Below are 18,930 nucleotides of genomic sequence, written 5' to 3'. Positions count from 1 at the left end.
TCCTTTTTATTGACTTAGATGAGTAATGTCTTAATGAGCCATGTAACTGAATACGACCGTAAGCCCGTGTTTTCCCTGTACCACCGTGCTGACATGGAAACCATAAAAAGCATTAAGGAAAACGGGATTGAGAAGCTTTTGGGCGAAGTGAAGAATTTCCGCGCCAATGAGGAAATGAACCGCTTTATTCCCGAACGGGCACGCCTGGCTGTAAGCTGGGTGCGTCTGGCGAAAAACGAAAAGCTGGATGTGCATGTTCATCCAATATCTTCGCTGTATATCATTTGTGAAGGGGAAGCGATCCTGCTGGGAGACGGCGTTGACCGCCGGGCCGTTCCAGGCGATGTCATCTGCATTCCGCCAGGCGCGGATCACGGCTTCATCGGCGCGGGCGACAACGGCTACTGGGGGTTGTCAATCCAGTTTGAGGAGCGCGGGCTCTATGAAGATCCCAGCAAGCCGCTGGTGACTTTCGATCAAGATCCCTACGCTTACTACCATCAGCTTAAAGCGCATAACGCCCGCTACATCGAGCGCTACCAGGACAACCCGATCTTTACCGCATTCGCCAAGGATAAAACGTTCTCCGAGGCGAAAAAATCCTTGTTCCTGGACTACCTGCAGATCCTGTCCGATCAGTTCCAAAAAATGGTGCTGCTGCGTAGCGCACTGTGTGAAGACGTTCGCTTCTCGCGTTTCTTCAGTGAACATCTGAAAGAAGAATTCGGCCATGACGAGGTGCTGCGCAACAGCCGCGACAACCTCCAGGTTCGCGAAGACGCGATCTTTGAAGCGCTGTGCATCTGGTTCAACCATCAGATGATCACGCTGGATAATCTGGAACAGGCTATCCTGGTGCACTTTGTCATCGAAGGTTCGGCTTTCGTGTTCTATAACAACATCAAACACGTGTTCGATCCGAGCAAACAGAACCATTTCGAGGATCACTCCGAATTCGATGGCGATCATCAGGAAGTGGATAAAGCGTTCTTCAAGGGGATGACCGAAGAACAATTCCAGCGTGTCAAAGCCGTACTCGATAAAGGGTGGAGTATGGTTGAGAAGCAGTATGCAAGACTGGCCGAACTGATCGAAGCATAAGCCGGGCAGGTCATCAGGAGCGGTCATGAAAATTGTTTTATTGGGATTCGGCGGCATTGGGCAAGAGACGCTAAACGCGCTGTTAAGTACGACCGAGCGACGTGGCAGCGTCAATGAAGTCGTGATCATCTGCCGAAATACCGAAAAGTATTCAGCCGTTTGCGAAGATATTCTTGATGGCCTGCTGGCGGAAGCGCTCTTCTCACGCCATAACCGAACGTCTTTACCCAAGATTGTTGTGACGGATGACTACCGCCACATCGACGGGGCTGACGTGATCCTCTGTTGCTATGGCGTGCCTTCAACCTTTCCGATGCATGACCGCCAGGCGTTGCTGGACGATCACGTACGGCTCAGCGAGGCCATTTTTAGCCGAGCCAAACCCTTCATTGCTCCCGGCTGTCACATCATCAATGCGGTCAATCCGGTGGATAGCATCAGCTATTACATCGATAAAATCCTGCTCGATTCTCGCTGCCGGGTGATAGGCATCGGCGCCGCGCACAACACCGCCAGGCTGCTGAAAAGCATCTGCCGCATTTCCGGGATCGACATGCAGCGCATCGACGCGCGTAGCCTGACAGTCTGCGGCGAGCACGGCGCCGGGTTGGTGCCCTTGCTCAGCCAGGTAACAACCGACGAGGGACCGCTGAACCAGCTACTTTCGGCGCAGGCGCTGGCGCAAATCGTCACCGATACCCGCAATCAAGGGTTGGACATATTTCACAAAATGCGGCGCCCTCCTAAATATGGCCCGGCCGCCTCCATTCTTATCTTGCTTGAGCGCATCATCCAACGGGACGAAACCCCCTGCTGCGGTTCGGTCTGGCTGCCGGAACTGGGCGTGTTCATGTCCTGGCCGCTGGCTCTGCGCGACGGCGTCTTTACGCCGCTGTCGCTGATGCCCAATCAGGATGAGCAACAACAAATCCACCAGGCAGCGCTCAAGTTAAAAAACATCATCCAAGGTTTTAGCTGATGACGACCGATCAAACCAGACAGATTTTCCGCGATCTCTACATGCCGTTACGCCCTGAGTATCGTTTTCTTTCGCCACTGTACGGGGTGCTCTGGTGCAACAACGAACTCGCGGAAAAGTATTACCGTTTTCTTGGCGCCGAACACCCGATCGGCCAGGTGGCGCGCGCGTTGTTCTACCGTACTGACCTGGTCGAGTTTGACGTAAGCAAAGAGGTGAAGAATCCGTTCACCTGGTTTTCCCCCTCTACCCTTGCACGGCTGGTGGCTTTCATGAGCAGCCCGCGTTTCACCGACAATGATATCGCCTCGTTATATCAGCATGTACGAGATGAAACGGACTTTCACGCTGCCATTGAGCAGCAACATCGGCTTTCTGTGCAAATACGCCGGCTTTGCGACAGCGTACTGCAACAGTTCGAGGACACAAAAGCGCAGATCGCAACCGCAGAACGCGAAGCGCTCTCCCTAGGCGCCCATTTGAAAGCGCAAGAAAAAGCGCTGAATCAGATCCTGCAACAGGCGGAAAACGCCGTTAAAGCGCAGCAGGCGCCGATCCAACAATGTCGAGCCGCGATCGCCGCGCTCAAAGCCGGCAAAAAAACGCTGGGCAAGAGCGCTGCTGAGAATAAAGAGGCGCAGCTGCTGGCGCTCAATGCCGAAATCACCGAGCTGGAAGCACGCCTGAATGCGGCGCAGCAAGAAGCCGTGCATCAAGCCGGCCTGTTCCCCGCCTGGCAAAACGCGCAGGCCGCCGTCGAACATGCCCGCCAGCAAAAAGATGAAGCCACCTTGCGCGCCAGCATGCTGGCGGAAAATTTTACCGAAAGCACCGTCGCACGGCTGCAAACCGAGGAATTCAGCGCTGACTTCATTGCATTGCATCTGCCTTTCAACAAGTATCACCGCTATCTGCCGCGACGTGTGCAGGATTACGTCAGTATCCACTGTGCCGATCGCGACAGCTTGCTGGCCGAGTTGCACAATTTATGTCGTTTACTGATCGCGGCCAGCCGCACCGCCGAGCACGACAGAGAGGTGTTTCATTTGCTCAACGCGGCGCTGTGGCTGAAATGCAAGGGTAACTTCGGCAAATTGACCGCCTACATGCAGCAACTGCGGGAACTGAGCGGGGAGCTGTTCGGCGAAACGGCGACGGGCGAGACGCACTTCCCCGATCGCTGCCATGACTATTACGATCGCGAAGTGTACGGCCGCTATTTTCCGCCGCTGTGCATCACCAAAACCTGCCGCCCCGCGCCGGATTCTGACGTCTCGTTCTCAGATTGCGGGGAGAGTTCGCTGCGCAACTTCATCAATGTCCTGGTGAAAAACCAAGCAAGCGCGCAGCTTGACGCCGGAATACTCAAACGCAGCGGCCTGGCTGTCGATCCGCGCGTCATCGCGTTCTATGAAAAAAACCCTCGTTTGGAAACGATCAGAAGCCAGGAAGTACATAACCAGTGGGCTGAAATTGCCTCATCACTCAATGCGCGCGACAACCGAATCAAATACCTGACGCCAGGTAAAGACGCCTATTGCGAGTTGGCCGCCGGCGGCAACAACATGCAGCATATGCTGCAAGCGCTATTGGGCGAAGCTGATATCACCACCATTTGCCGCCGAATCGCCTCCTCTTCCGGCATCGATATTCGTTGCGATCTCAGCGACTTCCACCCGGAACGGCACGATCTGGAAGACTTCACCAACGTTGTTCGCCTTGAATTCGACGGCAAATATGTCTTTCACTGGTATTTCCTCAAACAGCATTTCCGCTGCGCTTCGGCAGATCTGTTCAACGAAGAGGAAAATTATGTACGCCAGGCACTCGCCATGCTGAATGACGAGATGAAACAGGGCCGTCTGAATCGCGACCAGTTCCGCGCACTGCTCAGTTTCCATCTGAAAGAGAAGCCCGTGGCACAAGTCAAAATGATATTCGACAGCCTTGGCGCTACCCTCGTCGGAGATGAAATGACGTTCTTGATGTTGGGTAAATTGAACTCCGTCGATTCCATGTTCGAATACTGCATGAACGTTCTGGCGATTCCAACGCTGGCGCATAGCGCGCCAGTCTCGGCGACTGTCGCCGCGATTATTCAAGGCATCAGCCCGCATCCGGTTATCTTCGAGCAGCGGAAAAATCTCATCGCGAGGATTAGAGAAACCGGAGTGACGCCGTTACTCACTCTGGCTAACCGATGGGAAAAGGAAAGTTTGGAAAAGGTGTAATACACTCGGTTCAACAGACGACGAGCAACATTTAAGGAGAAACCGCCTTGAGGTCAACATTCATCCCTTATTTCCCAAAAGAAATATGGGTTATCTTTATCGGGACGTTTTTGACGCGCGCCTGCTTTTTCATGATTTGGCCATTCATTACCATTCTCATGAGAAATAACTACGCGATGACTCCGGTGGAAATCGGCGTCATGATGAGCGTATCACTTATCGTGTCTATTTCTTTCGGCTATCTCTTCGGTGGCGCATCAGACAAATATGGCCGTCGCACGTTGATTATTCTCGGTGCAATTGCCGCTATCATTTCATTTAGCGTACTTGCGTTGGCCAACTCACCGGCGTGGTATTTTGTCGGTATTTTACTCAATGGCATTTCGCGCTCATTGATCGAACCCGCCAGCAAAGCGGTGATCGGCGATATTCTCCATGACAGGCAAGAGCGAGAACGCGCGTTGAACATCCGCTACTTCCTGATGAACGTGGGCGCAGCCGTAGGCCCATTAGTGGGTGTCGCTCTCGGGCTGACGGCGCAGAAAGCCACCTTCTTCGTCACCGCATTGTCGTTCCTTTGCTATTTGCTGCTGGTGCTCGCGGTATTCAAAGCGGGGCACGGTAAAGAAACGCGCAACGCCACCTTCTCGTTCATTGGCTCTTTGCGGATTATCTGGAACGATCAGGCGTTCAAGGTGTTGGTAGTCGCCAACATTTTGGTGATGCTGGTCTACGGGCAGATCGACGTGACGCTGCCGCAATACCTCATGATCAGTCAGGTGTACAACCCCGAATACCTGCTCAGCGTGCTGATATTCATCAATGCAGCCACGGTGATAACGCTGCAGTATTTCACCGAGCGCTTTACCCGTCGCATGTCATTGGCACTGAAAACCAGCCTGGGCGTGTTCTTTCTCGCGCTTTCACAAATTGTCTTCCTGCTGGTTTCCAGTGAAAGCTGGGTGCTGTGGTTGGTCGCCATGTTCCTGCTCAGCCTCGGCGAAGTCATCCTGTTCCCTACGCTCAATATACAAATTGATCGTATGGCGCCGGCTAACCTAAAAGGGGCTTACTTCGGTGCCGCCACGTTTTACGAATTTGGCCTGGCGCTCGCCCCTTTTGTCGGCGGTTTGCTGTTAAAACAAGGTGGCGGTGGCGCCCTGTATGCCGTGATGTTCTTTTTATGCATCGGCGTCATCGTTCTTTATACTATTTCGGAAAGAATATCTGAGAAAAGAACGATAACCGCGTGATATTGTTAACCCGCTAATTAACGCCGCCCTTGTTTAAACGTATTAACGGGGCGGCTTTATCGTGATATTAATCACAGTAAATAAATAGCGAAGGATATGCGGGTCATTATTTAATCGAACGATTTATTTAATGCCAAAAAATAAAAGGAATCTATTTACATGAATGATTAGGAGATGTTATAAATTTGTTTATTGCAGGCGTGTAGCTCAGTGGTAGAGCGCTGTGTCATACTTCACAGAGGTCACCTGGTTCGATTCCGGTTGCGCCAACCAATATAAAACCCATTCCTTTCCCATTCTCTTTAATTATTTTCTCATCGAAGTAAACCGGTAAAAATTTATATATTTACCCCCCTCTTTTCTTTCCATCGCCCCGTTGCGTTCACCGGAAAGGTAAATAATTTATTAGCCAAACGCCGCACATTCCGTACAATCCTGTTCCTTCATCTGTTCTTGTCACAAGCCATCATCGTAAACCTATGGGGGACACTGATGGACAAACGCTTTATTCAGGCGCACCGCGAAGCGCGCTGGGCGCTGGGGCTGACGCTGCTCTACCTGCTGGCCTGGGGGCTGGCGGCCTACCTGCCGGACAGCGCCATCGGCGTCACCGGCCTGCCGCACTGGTTCGAAATGGCCTGCCTGCTGGTGCCGCTGCTGTTCATCGGCCTGTGCTGGCTGATGGTGCGCACGGTGTTCCGCGACATTTCGCTGGAGGACCGCGATGCAAACTGAAGTGATCCTGCCGCTGGTCGCCTACCTGTTGCTGGTGTTCGGCCTGTCGGTGTACGCCTATCGACGCCGCCAGAACGGAAACTTCCTCAGCGAATATTTCCTCGGCAACCGCTCGATGGGCGGCTTTGTGCTGGCGATGACCCTGACCGCCACCTACATCAGCGCCAGTTCGTTTATCGGCGGGCCCGGCGCCGCCTACAAATACGGCCTGGGCTGGGTGCTGCTGGCGATGATCCAACTGCCGGCGGTGTGGCTGTCGCTCGGCGTGCTGGGCAAGAAATTCGCCATCCTGGCGCGGCGCTACAACGCCATTACTCTCAATGACATGCTGTATGGCCGCTACCAAAGCCGCCTGCTGGTGTGGCTGGCCAGCCTCAGCCTGCTGGTGGCGTTCCTCGGCGCCATGACGGTGCAGTTCATCGGCGGCGCACGCCTGCTGGAGACCGCCGCCGGCATTCCTTACGACACCGGCCTGTTGATCTTCGGCATCAGCATCGCGCTGTACACCGCCTTCGGCGGCTTCCGCGCCAGCGTGCTGAACGACGCCATGCAGGGGCTGGTGATGCTGCTCGGCACCGTGCTGCTGCTGGTGGCCGTGATCCATGCCGCCGGCGGACTGGACAGCGCAGTGAGCAAACTGCAGCAGATCGATCCGGCGCTGGTGTCGCCGCAGGGCGGCGATCAGATCCTCAGCCTGCCGTTTATGGCGTCATTTTGGATCCTGGTGTGCTTCGGGGTGATCGGCCTGCCGCACACCGCCGTGCGCTGCATCACCTACAAGGACAGCAAGGCGGTGCATCGCGGCATTCTGCTCGGCACCGTGGTGGTGGCGGTGCTGATGTTCGGCATGCACCTGGCCGGCGCGCTCGGCCGCGCGGTGTTGCCGGATCTCAAGATCCCCGACCAGGTGATCCCGACGCTGATGATCACCGTGCTGCCGCCGTACGCCGCCGGGATCTTTTTGGCGGCGCCGATGGCGGCGATCATGTCGACCATCAACGCCCAGTTGCTGCAATCCTCCGCCACCATCATCAAGGATCTCTACCTTGGCGTGCGGCCGCAGCAGATCCACAACGAGCGGCTGATCAAGCGCTTCTCCAGCCTGACCACGCTGATCCTCGGCCTGCTGGTGCTGCTGGCGGCCTGGCGCCCGCCGGAGATGATCATCTGGCTCAACCTGCTGGCTTTCGGCGGGCTGGAGGCGGTCTTCCTGTGGCCGCTGGTGCTGGGCCTGTATTGGGAACGCGCCAATGCTCAGGGAGCGCTTAGCTCAATGGTGTCGGGTGCGGTATGCTATACGCTATTGGCCAGCTTCAACCTGCAACCGGCGGGGCTGCATCCTATCGTGCCTTCGCTGTTGCTCAGCCTGTTGGCGTTTTATCTCGGTAACGTCGTCGGCGAAAAGCGCCGGGCGGCGTCATCATTACCCTCTTGAAGAGAATTGCTATGCCTTGGATCCAACTCAAACTGAACACCACCGGCAGCCAGGCGGAAGACCTGAGCGACGCGCTGGTGGAAAGCGGCGCCGTGTCGGTGACCTTCCAGGACACCCACGACAACCCGGTGTTCGAGCCGCTGCCGGGTGAAACCCTGCTGTGGGGCGATACCGATGTGATCGGCCTGTACGACGCGGAAACCGATATGACCGACGTGGTGACGATGCTGGAACAGCACCCGCTGCTGGGCGCCGGATTCCGCCACAAGATAGAGCAGCTGGAAGACAAGGACTGGGAGCGCGAATGGATGGACAACTTCCACCCGATGCGCTTCGGCGAGCGCTTGTGGATCTGCCCGAGCTGGCGCGACGTGCCGGATCCCGACGCGGTCAACGTGATGCTCGATCCGGGCCTGGCGTTCGGCACCGGCACCCACCCGACCACCGCGCTGTGTCTGCAGTGGCTGGACGGCCTCGATCTGGCCGGCAAAACCGTCATCGATTTCGGCTGCGGTTCCGGCATCCTGGCGATCGCCGCGCTGAAGCTGGGTGCGGCGCGCGCTATCGGCATCGACATCGATCCTCAGGCCATTCAGGCCAGCCGCGACAACGCGCAGCGTAACGGCGTCTCAGAGCGTCTGGAGCTGTATCTGCCGAAAGACCAGCCGGCGGACCTGCTGGCGGACGTGGTGGTCGCCAACATCCTCGCCGGCCCGCTGCGCGAACTGGCGCCGCTGATCGGTTGCCTGCCGAAGGCCGGCGGTCATTTGGGGCTGTCCGGCGTGCTGGCCAGCCAGGCGAGCAGCGTTGCACAAGCCTACGAAGAGAAATTCACGCTCGATCCGGTCGCAGAGCGTGAAGAGTGGTGCCGCATTACCGGCCGCCGTAAGTAAGCGTCACGATATATTGTTCCCTCATCCACCGGCCCCGCGCCGGTGGATTTTTTTTGTCCGGCGATCGCCCCACGGGCAAGACAAAATTTTATGCAATTTTTTGCCTTTCAACGATGGATCGCCCTGACAATGCGCCTTCCAGGCAGGTTATCCCGGCAAAAATAGCGGGCGAATGCAGATAATATCCTGCGCGAAGGCGAATATTTTACCGCACACAAAATAAGCACTTTTCGTCAACTCATTGTAAAATATATACAATATTTTTATGAATCACTGTGCAGCGCATTTTTTGCCCTAATAGCGAGCCAATTGGTTAAAGTTTGGCCTTTCATCTCGGCGCAAAAATGCGTAATATACGCGCCCTTGCGGACACAGTATGGTCACTCTTTGTCTATGCGCATTGGACACCACCAGCTTACTAATTGCCTGATTGCGGCCCCGATGGCCGGTATTACAGATCGCCCGTTCAGAACCCTCTGTCATGCAATGGGTGCTGGGATGGCTGTATCCGAAATGCTCTCCTCCAACCCGGAGGTGTGGCGGACGGATAAGTCGCGTCTGCGTATGGTGCATAGCGATGAACCAGGGATCCGCTCCGTGCAGATTGCCGGATGCGATCCTGATGATATGGCCGCCGCCGCGCGTATCAACGTGGCCAGCGGCGCGCAGATCATCGACATCAATATGGGATGCCCGGCCAAAAAAGTGAACCGGAAGCTTGCCGGGTCCGCCTTGTTGCAGTACCCGGATCTGGTAAAACGGATCCTCCACGCGGTGGTTGACGCAGTGGATGTGCCGGTAACGCTGAAGATTCGCACCGGCTGGGCGCCAGAGCACCGTAACTGTGTAGAGATTGCCCAACTGGCCGAAGACTGTGGTATTCAGGCCCTGACGATTCACGGCCGAACCCGCGCCTGTCTGTTTAACGGCGACGCGGAATACGACAGCATTCGGGCAGTTAAGCAGAGTGTTTCCATTCCGATTATCGCGAATGGGGATATTACTGACCCGCATAAAGCCAGAGCAGTGCTCGACTACACCGGGGCTGATGCCCTGATGATAGGCCGCGCTGCTCAGGGGAGACCCTGGATCTTCCGGGAAATCCAGCATTATCTGGACACTGGGGAGTTGCTGCCGCCGCTGCCGCTTGGCGAGGTGAAGCGCTTGTTGATTGGGCACATTCGGGAATTGCACGGCTTCTATGGCCAAGGCAAGGGATTCCGGATTGCTCGTAAGCACGTGTCCTGGTATCTCCAGGAACACGCTCCGAATGACCAGTTTCGGCGCACATTCAACGCCATAGAGGATGCCAGCGAACAGCTGGAGGCGTTGGAGGCATATTTCGAAAATCTTAGCGTAAAAAAAGAGCTGACAGAACTATGTTCGAACAACGCGTAAATTCTGACGTACTGACCGTTTCTACCGTTAACTCACAAGATCAGGTGACTCAAAAGCCTCTGCGTGACTCGGTTAAACAAGCACTGAAGAACTATTTTGCTCAACTGAACGGTCAAGACGTAAATGACCTGTATGAGCTGGTACTGGCTGAAGTTGAACAGCCACTGTTGGACATGGTGATGCAATACACCCGTGGCAACCAGACCCGCGCAGCCCTGATGATGGGCATCAACCGCGGCACGCTGCGCAAGAAGCTGAAAAAATACGGCATGAACTGATACTAGTCAGTTAACGTGTTGAAAAGGCGCTTTATCTCATTTGATAAGCGCCTTTTTCTTTTTCTGACTTGTGCCTACATTGGCGAGGATTTGCGCGGAATGCGCTTATCAATATATCCGGCAAAGAAATAGCAAATACCCGCCACGCCCGCGATCATCACGTAGCGTTTCCACCCGTCCAAATCCACGCCCAGGCTATCCAGCCCGCTCAACACCACAAACACCAGCAGGCCCAAGATAACCGATGCTCTGCCTGTCCAGGCTGGTGGGGGTGTCAATAAACGCCTTATCCAGTGGGATTTCATAGCGCTTCCTTCTTGCTTACGATTGAGCCGCCAATAGCCAATAGATGGAGAATACTCTCACGTTTTAATCGGGGCGACAAAGCGGGGCATCGGCTCTGGATTGCAGGCAATAAAAAAGGCCGCAGCGCGGCCCTTGGGGTAAAGCGGAGACCTTACTCGGTCACTTTGTTCTTGAGGCTTTCCGCCCCTTGCTTGGTCTTGTCCCAAGCCTTCTCCGATCCCTGTTTGGTGGAGTGCCAGGCCTTTTGCGAACCTTCGCTCACTTTGCTGCCGACGCTGTCGCTCTTGCCTTCGGCGGCATGCTTGGCTTTCAGCTTCAGCTCTTCACCCTTGTCCTGAGACTGGTGCAGCTTTTCTTTGGCGGTATCCGCCCCTTTGTGCGCCTCGGCGACGACTTCGTTGCTGGCGTGAGCGGCGGTGTCGGTCGCGGTTTCAGCAGCGAACACCGGGGAAGCGAGCAGCAGTGCAGACAAGGCAATGATTGATTTTTTCATAAGTCCCTCTTTTCTCAGATACGTGCTATTCGTCATGAAACAAGATGGCATGAAACACCCCTTTAACGATTTAAGAATAGGACTAAAACCAAAAAAATCGATATAAAATTTCATTACAAATCATTTTATTGATTTTTTATGCCAACAAGCAGCACACGCAGGGAAAGCGCACGAAAAAGTTAAATTTTTCCTGTCACAAAACTATAATTTGTACGAATTTTTAACAAGCACCAACAGGGATGGATTCTATGGTTGCCGCGATCATTATCGGCATTTTTATCATCAGCTTCCTCTACGCACACTCCCGCGGCAAAGAGAAACAAAAGCTTACCCGTCAGCTGTTCGATCACTCCACGTTTATGGGGCCGATTAACATGTTTATGACCGGTTTCTCACGTTTGCCCGCCAAACAGCCCTATTTCGACGAAAAAGGCTTCCCGGAGCTGCAAACGCTGACCGACAACTGGCAGGTGATCCGCGAGGAAGCCGTGCGCTTGCAGGATCACATCAAAAAGGCGCAGTCGCACAACGACGCCGGCTTCAACACCTTCTTCAAACGCGGCTGGAAACGTTTCTATCTGAAATGGTACAGCGACAGCCACCCTTCGGCGCAAACGCTGTGCCCGAAAACCGTCGAGCTGCTCAACCGCATCCCATCGGTCAAGGCGGCGATGTTCGCCGAGCTGCCGCCCGGCAGCCATTTGGGTAAACACCGCGATCCTTACGCCGGCTCGGTGCGCTATCACCTGGGGCTGATGACGCCCAACGACGATCGCTGCTTCATCGAGGTGGACGGCGAGCAGCACAGCTGGCGCGACGGCCAAGCGGTGATCTTCGACGAAACCTACGTGCACTGGGCGCAGAACGCCACCGATCAGACGCGCATCATTCTGTTTTGCGACGTCGAGCGGCCAATGAAATGGCGCTGGGCGCAAGCGGTCAACCACTGGGTCGGCGCTACGCTGATGTCGGCGGCCAGTTCGCCGAACGACGATCAGGACCGCACCGGCGGCATCAACCGCATCTTCAAATACGTCAACGCGGTGCGCGACGCCGGCCAGCGCCTGAAGGCGCGTAATCGCCGCGGTTACTATCTGCTGAAATGGCTGGTGATCGCCGCCATTTTCGCCGCCATCATCCTCCCCAGCCTGTAAACCGTCGCCAATCGTCAATCCAGAGGCAACGCGAATGAGAATATTCGCATGCCTCTCTTCCTCTGTACCCCGTACCCTGTGTTAACATACGCATTCCTAGAGCCGCCTCCGCTGGCCAACAGCTATCCCTCCGAAGCCTGATAGCAGCGCAAACCGCCCTTCGAATGTAAATGTTTAGTCAATTATGGAATTCTGACTAAACCCTGGCCGTCCCCGGGTGTCTGAGTAGTTGTATCGCTATCGAGTGGATCCTTTATGCGCTACAGGTTGCTACCCCCTAACGCATAAACGAGCTGCTATGAAACGCCAAAAGAGATTTCAACTTTCCTTGCTGCACCCGCGCTACTGGCTGACCTGGTTCGGCCTGGCCCTGTTGTTCCTGCTGGTGCAACTCCCCTACCCGCTGCTTAACCGCCTTGGCGTATGGATGGGGCGCACCTCGATGCGCTTTCTTAAGCGTCGCGTCGCCATCACCCGCCGCAACCTCGAACTGTGCTTCCCCGAAATGGACGAAACACAGCGCGAGCGTAAAGTAGTGGGCAACTTTGAGTCCCTCGGCATGGGCCTGCTGGAAACCGGCATGGCCTGGTTCTGGTCGGATAAACGCGTTAAGCGCTGGTTTAACGTCTCCGGCATCAACCACCTCAAAATGGCGCAGCGTGACGACCGCGGCGTGCTGGTGATCGGCGTGCACTTTATGTCGCTTGAGCTGGGCGGCCGGGCAATGGGCCTGTGCCAACCGATGATGGCGATGTACCGCCCGCACAACAACAAGGCGATGGAGTGGGCGCAAACCAAGGGCCGCATGCGCTCCAACAAGGCGATGATCGATCGCAAGGATCTGCGCGGCATGGTGCACGCACTCAAGCGCGGTGAGGCGGTCTGGTTCGCGCCGGATCAAGATTACGGCCCGCGCGGCAGCGTATTCGCGCCGCTGTTCGCCGTCGATCAGGCCGCCACCACCAGCGGCACCTTCATGCTGGCGCGCATGGCCAACCCGGCGCTGGTGCCGGTGGTGCTGATCCGCCGTGAAGGCGGCCGCGGCTACGACCTGCTGATCCAGCCGGCCCTGGAAGGCTACCCGCTCAGCGACGAACAGGCGGCGGCGGCTTATATGAACAAAGTGATCGAAAAAGAGATCATGCGGGCGCCGGAGCAATATCTGTGGCTGCATCGCCGCTTCAAAACCCGGCCGGTCGGCGCGCCGTCGCTGTACTGAGCCCCGTTTTCCAGCCCGGCCGACGCCGGGCTTTTTTGTGCGCCGCGTTTAAAAAATCTGCGGCTCAACATTTCGCTTTCCTGTAATCTCCTTCTTTACCCGCACAGGAAAGGAAATGATGAAAGCTCAAGTCCGCATTGCTCTGGTCGGTGATTACAACCCGCAAGCCGTGGCCCATCAGGCCATCCCCGTGGCGCTCCAACTCACCGCCGCCCATCTCGACATCGACGTGCAGCCCCAGTGGCTACCGACCGAAACCCTGACCTCCCCCGATGTCCTGCAAGATTTCGATGCCATCTGGGTGGTGCCAGGCAGCCCATATTGTCACGACGACGGCGCCTTTATGGCGATCAGGCATGCGCGGGAAAACGACGTGCCGTTCCTCGGTTCCTGCGGCGGCTTTCAGTACGCCATCATCGAGTACGCCCGCAACGTGATGGGCTGGCACGACGCCGGCCATGCGGAAACCGACAGCGGTGGCCGGTTGGTGATCGCTCCGCTGAGCTGCTCGCTGGTGGAAAAAACCGGCGACATCGTTTTTCAGCCTGACACCCGTGTCGCGCAGGCCTACGGCAGCCTGAACACCCATGAAGGCTACCACTGCAACTTTGGCGTGGCTCCGGACTTCGTCGCCGACCTTGAGCGCTTCCCGCTGATTATCAGCGGCCACGATGCCGAAGGCGACGTGCGCGCCATCGAACTGCCGGAGCGGCGTTTTTACGTCGCCACGCTGTTCCAGTCGGAACGCGCTGCACTGCGCGACGAGCTTTCGCCGCTGGTGGTGGAACTCGTCAAAGCCGCCGTCTGCTAACCTGCTACCTCCCCGTAGGATCGAGCCGCAGCGAGACAGGGTTCTCGTTGCGCCTTTCATTTCGGGTATCACTCGGCATCAACGTTTCACATTTATTATCTCATTAAAGTTAATCCATTAATTGCCCAATAACGGATCATTCATCGCAGTTTAATTGAAACGTCACACTCCTATGAAAGTTAACAGCAGAATTACGAATAAAGAAATGCATGAAATCACAATAAGCTTTACTTCTTATTATTCATTATTATTTCTTTTATAATAATACAGCATAAGAGATTCTTTATAATTTTTTATGATTCAGCCTGTTATCTCTTGCAGAGAAGCAACCGAACTTGCCCGCTGAGATACCACTCCGTTATCGCCCACGAACCGCCTCAGCTCCGCTCTTTTTCACCAAAAACAAAAAAAATACAAACAAAACAATAAATTACACAATTACACTTACCAATACCACGTAGAAAAGCCAGTCAATCGTGATTAACACGCCACAAAAGTAATGGCAAAAAATTAGTTTAAAAATAAATAAAACATAAATCATTAATAGTGAATACATTGAATTAATTATAATTAAAAAAAACCATTAAAAATATTTAATGTGAAAACAGGCCAACTTAACAATCACCTTTTATAATGTTCGAGTGCTTGGCTGCGACTCATTTTATTTAATTCGATTCATTCCTTATTTGTGGAGGTGGTTCCGTGTCCGCTTATTCCCTGACGACCGTGCAACAAGCCGTGTGGCTAGACCAATCTTTAAACCCCGATATCCCCTTATATAACGTTGGGTGTTTATGGCGCGTAGAGCGCGAGATTTCGCTACCGCTTTTTCAAGAAGCCATACGGCAAATACAGCAACAACATGATGCGTTGCAAACCACGCTGAAAGAAACGCCGCAAGGCATTACCCAGGAAACCTGCGACCGGGCCTATATCGACCTGCATTACCACGATTTTTCGCACAGACAAGATGCCATCAGCCTGGCAGAAACACACCTTCGTTCTCAATTCCTGCAGCCTTATTCACTGTATGACAGCCTGCTTTGGCGCTGCCACCTGGCCAAAGTCAGCGGATCCAGCACGCTATGGCTGCTTGCTTCCCATCACCTGATTGCGGACGGCACCTCAATTTCCCTGCTGAGCAAAATGATCATGGAGCGCTATAAACAATTAAAAGCAGGGATAAAAAACGAAGCCCCCCGCTCGCGTTACCAAGACTTCGTCATCAGCGATCGCACCTATCAGCAGTCTCCACGCTACGAGCGCGATCGTGATTTCTGGTTGAAGCGTTTCATCGACGCGCCCCCCTCCATGCTGGAACGCCGCCAAAATCACTGTGAGCAACAAACCTACCCCAGCCATCAGATAATCAAGCGGTTGCCACGCGAGCGTTTCCTACAGTTGGAACAATACGCCGCCGCGCAGGGCGGTTCTGCAATGCATTTTTTTAGCGCTTTGCTGGCCACCTGGTTCGCCCGGATTTGGCAAACCGATCAATTCACGCTGGGCGTGCCGGTACATAACCGCAGTACCGCCGAACATAAGCAAACATTGGGCATGTTTTCCTCGATGATCCCACTGCGCATCACGGTCGATTCACAGCAATCCTTCGGCCACTTACTGCGGCAAATCGGCAGCGAGCTGCGCCAGTGCTATCGTCACCAGCGTTTTCCCATTGCCGAACTCAACCGCCAGTTGAACCTGCATCAGCAGGATCGGCGCCAGCTGTTCGACATCAGCTTTTCTCTGGAGGTTTTTCCGACCGACATCGAACTGGAAGGCAGCCAGTTCAAGGTTGAAAACCTGCACCACGGTCAGGAACAGCTGCCCCTCGGCGTCTACCTGCGCCATTACCATCCGGGCGACGACCCGCTGTTGGAGTTCAACCTCAATCAGGCCTGGTTCAGTCAGGAAGACGGTGAGCGCATCGCCGCCCGCATACTGCACCTGCTGAACACGCTACTGGACGGCGATCCGGCGCTGCCGCTGGGGCAGTTACCGCTGCTGTTGCCGCAGGAAAGACAGCAAATCTTCCATCAATGGAATGAAACCCGACAAACATGGGCAGACATGCCGCAAGGCGTACATCAATTCCTGGAACGGCAGGCCGCGCTGACGCCAGAAGCGCCGGCGCTGTGCTACGGGGACCACGAGATCAGTTATCAACAGCTGAATCAGCGGGCGAATCGATTGGCTGCCTTTCTCAGGCTGCAGGGATTACAGCCTGACGATCGCATCGCGGTATGCGTCAACCGCAGCCCGGATATGGTGATTGCCCTGTACGCCATCCTGAAGGCGGGCGCCGCCTATGTACCGCTCGATCCCGACTATCCGCAAGACCGCCTGCGCCACATGCTGCAAGATTGCGGTGCCAGATTCGTTCTGATCGACGATGGCGGCGAACACGCGCTGCACCCACTGCGCGATATCGCCGTGCCGCGATTGCATCTTCAGCGTGAGAGCCATCTGTGGCGGCAAGCGCCGGATGGCAACCCGCCGCCGCTGGCCGCCGATCCACAGCGCAGCCTGGCTTATGTGATTTACACCTCCGGCTCGACGGGGAAACCCAAAGGGGTGATGAACGAACACCGCGGGGTGATCAACCGACTCCTGTGGATGCAAAAGGCTTATACACTGACGCCGGATGATGTCGTGCTGCAGAAAACGCCGTTCAGCTTCGACGTCTCTGTCTGGGAGTTTTTCTGGCCGATGATGGTCGGCGCCCGGCTGGCCATCGCCAAACCGGGCGGTCACCAGGAGCCGGATTATCTCAGCGCCTGCATCGCACAACATGGCGTCACCACACTGCATTTCGTCCCCTCTATGCTGCAACTGTTTCTGCGCCACGGCGATATGGCGCAGTGCGCCTCCCTGAAACGCATCGTGTGCAGCGGCGAGGCGTTGCCGCTCGCTACGGTACAACGTTGCCTGCAGCAGTTGCCGCAGGCGGAACTGCACAATCTCTACGGCCCGACGGAAGCCGCCGTAGACGTTTCCAGCTGGCAATGCCTGCCCGATGATCCTCGCCCGCTGGTACCGATCGGTAAACCTATCGCCAATACCCAGCTCCATATTCTGGATGACCAACTGCAACCGTTACCGCCTGGCATCGCCGGCGAATTGCATATCGGTGGTATTCAGGTTGCCCGTGGTTATCTGAACCGCGCGGCGCTGAGCGCCGAGCGATTTATCGCCGATCCTTTCAGCGCCGAGCCGCAGGCTCGCCTGTATAAAACCGGCGATCTGGCCCGCTGGTTGCCGGATGGCAACATTGAGTATCTGGGCAGAAACGATTTCCAGGTCAAAATCCACGGCCTGCGCATTGAATTAGGCGAGATCGAGCAACAGCTCAGACAGTGTTCAGGGGTTGAAGACGCCGCCATTCTGGCACGGGAAGACGAAAGCGGCGGCAAGCGCTTGGTCGCCTATGTCATCGCCCCAGAGCAAACGGCCGACGCCGCCGAATGGCGTCGGCAATTGCAGCAACACCTGCCGGACTTTATGGTGCCGTCCTGTTTTATCCGGCTGGATGCTTTTCCGCTGTCGCCCAACGGCAAGCTGGATCGCAAAGCGTTACCGGCACCGGCCAACATGCAGGAAACCGCTGCTTATGAAGCCCCGCAAGGCGAGCAGGAACAGCAGTTGGCCGAACTGTGGAGCGAACTGCTGGGCACAACGCGCATTGGCCGCGACGATGATTTCTTCGCGCTGGGCGGCCATTCGCTGCACGCCATTCAACTGCTGGTTAAACTGAAGCGACACGGGCATTCGTTAGGCATTAAGACGCTGTTTGCTCACTCGACGCTGCGCGGCCAGGCCCGTATTCTCACCGACGGCGTGCCCGCGACGGCTCCAGCCACCTCCGAACCTCTGCAGCAGCTGTTGACGCGTCTGAATCAGGCCAGTTTTACCTTTAAACAGGTAGAGCGCCTGAACCACGCCATCACCCCCGACAGCGTTTGGATGATCCATCCTGCCGTCACCGGTTGCGATGTTTATCGCGATCTGGCGAACTATTTAGAGAAAGATTTCAATGTGTTAGGCATCAACAATTACAACCTGTTCCAACAGCCGCACATCACTTCGCTACGCGAGCTGGCGGCGTATTATCTCGGCCATATGCGGCTGTCGCCGGCGCGCCCCGTCCGTCTGTTGGGTTGGTCGCTAGGGGGCCTGATCGCGCTGGAGATGGCCGCTCAACTGGAAAGCCAGGGCTATCGCGATATCCAACTGTTCCTGCTTGATACCTTCTACCGAACCCCATTCCAGATCCGCAGCGAGCCGGGCATGCTGGCGGCGATGCTGGCCATGTTGGGTATTGACGGCGAGGCCGCCGACCGGGCCTTAAAGGCAGAGCCGACGGAGCTGGCATTGGCGAAACAAACGCTCAGCGCACCGTTGCAACATGCACGCATCACGCTGTTCAAGGCGACCGAAGATGCAAATCTGAATATCACCGGCCTGGGCGATGAGCGGGAACTGCTGGCGATTGCCGACAATGGCCTGTCGGCAATCGGTCAACATCTGCAGGTGCATCCGTTGCCCTGCAATCATCACTCCATTATCTTCAGCCACGAGGAGATAGGACGCGCCTTGCGACAGTCATCGCGCACGCCGGTGATGCTAGGCAACCTTCCTTGACGC

The 18,930-nt window shown here is 55.6% G+C and carries 15 protein-coding genes and 1 tRNA gene; 14 read left to right on the top strand and 2 right to left on the bottom strand.

Annotated features, from left to right (window positions below):
* The first annotated feature begins 18 nt into the window (after nucleotides 1–18).
* From JL05_RS06765 to fis, 10 genes are all read left to right on the top strand, one after another.
* On the top strand, nucleotides 19–1,101 hold the full coding sequence (locus JL05_RS06765; RefSeq protein WP_238545836.1) for a cupin domain-containing protein: 1,083 nt from the start codon (nucleotides 19–21) through the stop codon (nucleotides 1,099–1,101).
* 25 nt (nucleotides 1,102–1,126) lie between these two features.
* Complete coding sequence (locus JL05_RS06760; protein ID WP_015379200.1) at nucleotides 1,127–2,080, top strand: lactate/malate family dehydrogenase; 954 nt, start codon at nucleotides 1,127–1,129, stop codon at nucleotides 2,078–2,080.
* On the top strand, nucleotides 2,080–4,311 hold the full coding sequence (locus JL05_RS06755; RefSeq protein ID WP_033631990.1) for a hypothetical protein: 2,232 nt from the start codon (nucleotides 2,080–2,082) through the stop codon (nucleotides 4,309–4,311). The genes JL05_RS06760 and JL05_RS06755 overlap by 1 nt, the downstream gene beginning before the upstream one ends.
* A 47-nt stretch (nucleotides 4,312–4,358) precedes the next feature.
* A complete protein-coding gene (locus JL05_RS06750; RefSeq protein WP_033631989.1) occupies nucleotides 4,359–5,564 on the top strand; it encodes an MDR family MFS transporter in 1,206 nt (401 codons plus the stop codon).
* A 196-nt stretch (nucleotides 5,565–5,760) separates the two neighbouring features.
* Nucleotides 5,761–5,837, top strand: a tRNA-OTHER gene (locus JL05_RS06745).
* Nucleotides 5,838–6,056: 219 nt separating this feature from the next.
* Nucleotides 6,057–6,299 carry a YhdT family protein gene (locus JL05_RS06740; protein ID WP_004936865.1) on the top strand — a complete coding sequence of 81 codons (243 nt, stop codon included), beginning with the start codon at nucleotides 6,057–6,059 and terminating at the stop codon, nucleotides 6,297–6,299.
* Entirely contained in the window at nucleotides 6,289–7,734 is a 1,446-nt protein-coding gene (panF, locus tag JL05_RS06735; RefSeq protein ID WP_033631988.1) for a sodium/pantothenate symporter, read from the top strand. The genes JL05_RS06740 and panF overlap by 11 nt, the downstream gene beginning before the upstream one ends.
* Before the next feature lie 11 nt (nucleotides 7,735–7,745).
* Nucleotides 7,746–8,627 (top strand): 50S ribosomal protein L11 methyltransferase, encoded by an 882-nt coding sequence (prmA, locus tag JL05_RS06730; protein ID WP_033631987.1) that lies wholly within the window; start codon nucleotides 7,746–7,748, stop codon nucleotides 8,625–8,627.
* A 393-nt stretch (nucleotides 8,628–9,020) separates the two neighbouring features.
* Nucleotides 9,021–10,025 (top strand): tRNA dihydrouridine synthase DusB, encoded by a 1,005-nt coding sequence (dusB, locus tag JL05_RS06725; protein WP_004936856.1) that lies wholly within the window; start codon nucleotides 9,021–9,023, stop codon nucleotides 10,023–10,025.
* Nucleotides 10,007–10,303 carry a DNA-binding transcriptional regulator Fis gene (gene fis, locus JL05_RS06720; protein ID WP_000462905.1) on the top strand — a complete coding sequence of 99 codons (297 nt, stop codon included), beginning with the start codon at nucleotides 10,007–10,009 and terminating at the stop codon, nucleotides 10,301–10,303. Before dusB ends, fis begins: the two co-directional genes overlap by 19 nt.
* Nucleotides 10,304–10,377: 74 nt before the next feature.
* Here fis and JL05_RS25305 read toward each other — a convergent pair whose 3' ends face one another.
* Together JL05_RS25305 and JL05_RS06715 are read right to left on the bottom strand one after the other, a co-directional pair.
* A complete protein-coding gene (locus JL05_RS25305; protein ID WP_131165448.1) occupies nucleotides 10,378–10,608 on the bottom strand; it encodes a hypothetical protein in 231 nt (76 codons plus the stop codon).
* 152 nt (nucleotides 10,609–10,760) lie between these two features.
* Nucleotides 10,761–11,102: a hypothetical protein gene (locus JL05_RS06715; protein ID WP_004936850.1), complete on the bottom strand. Its 342-nt coding sequence runs from the start codon at nucleotides 11,100–11,102 to the stop codon at nucleotides 10,761–10,763.
* Between the two features lie 248 nt (nucleotides 11,103–11,350).
* Between JL05_RS06715 and lpxO the strand changes: the two genes are divergently transcribed.
* The 4 genes from lpxO to JL05_RS06695 all read left to right on the top strand — a co-directional run bounded on the left by lpxO (nucleotide 11,351) and on the right by JL05_RS06695 (nucleotide 18,927).
* A complete protein-coding gene (lpxO, locus tag JL05_RS06710) occupies nucleotides 11,351–12,256 on the top strand; it encodes a lipid A hydroxylase LpxO (RefSeq protein WP_004936848.1) in 906 nt (301 codons plus the stop codon).
* A gap of 298 nt (nucleotides 12,257–12,554) precedes the next feature.
* On the top strand, nucleotides 12,555–13,475 hold the full coding sequence (lpxP, locus tag JL05_RS06705; protein WP_033631986.1) for a kdo(2)-lipid IV(A) palmitoleoyltransferase: 921 nt from the start codon (nucleotides 12,555–12,557) through the stop codon (nucleotides 13,473–13,475).
* A 115-nt stretch (nucleotides 13,476–13,590) separates the two neighbouring features.
* Nucleotides 13,591–14,286, top strand: coding sequence for a CTP synthase C-terminal region-related (seleno)protein (locus JL05_RS06700; RefSeq protein ID WP_238545835.1), 696 nt, complete (start codon nucleotides 13,591–13,593; stop codon nucleotides 14,284–14,286).
* Nucleotides 14,287–14,988: 702 nt separating this feature from the next.
* Nucleotides 14,989–18,927 carry a non-ribosomal peptide synthetase gene (locus JL05_RS06695; RefSeq protein ID WP_033631985.1) on the top strand — a complete coding sequence of 1,313 codons (3,939 nt, stop codon included), beginning with the start codon at nucleotides 14,989–14,991 and terminating at the stop codon, nucleotides 18,925–18,927.
* Nucleotides 18,928–18,930 lie beyond the last annotated feature (3 nt).

Source organism: Serratia nematodiphila DZ0503SBS1 (assembly GCF_000738675.1).
Classification (GTDB): domain Bacteria; phylum Pseudomonadota; class Gammaproteobacteria; order Enterobacterales; family Enterobacteriaceae; genus Serratia; species Serratia nematodiphila.
Note: the sequence above shows the minus strand (reverse complement) of the source record. Positions and strands in the feature narration are given on the sequence as shown.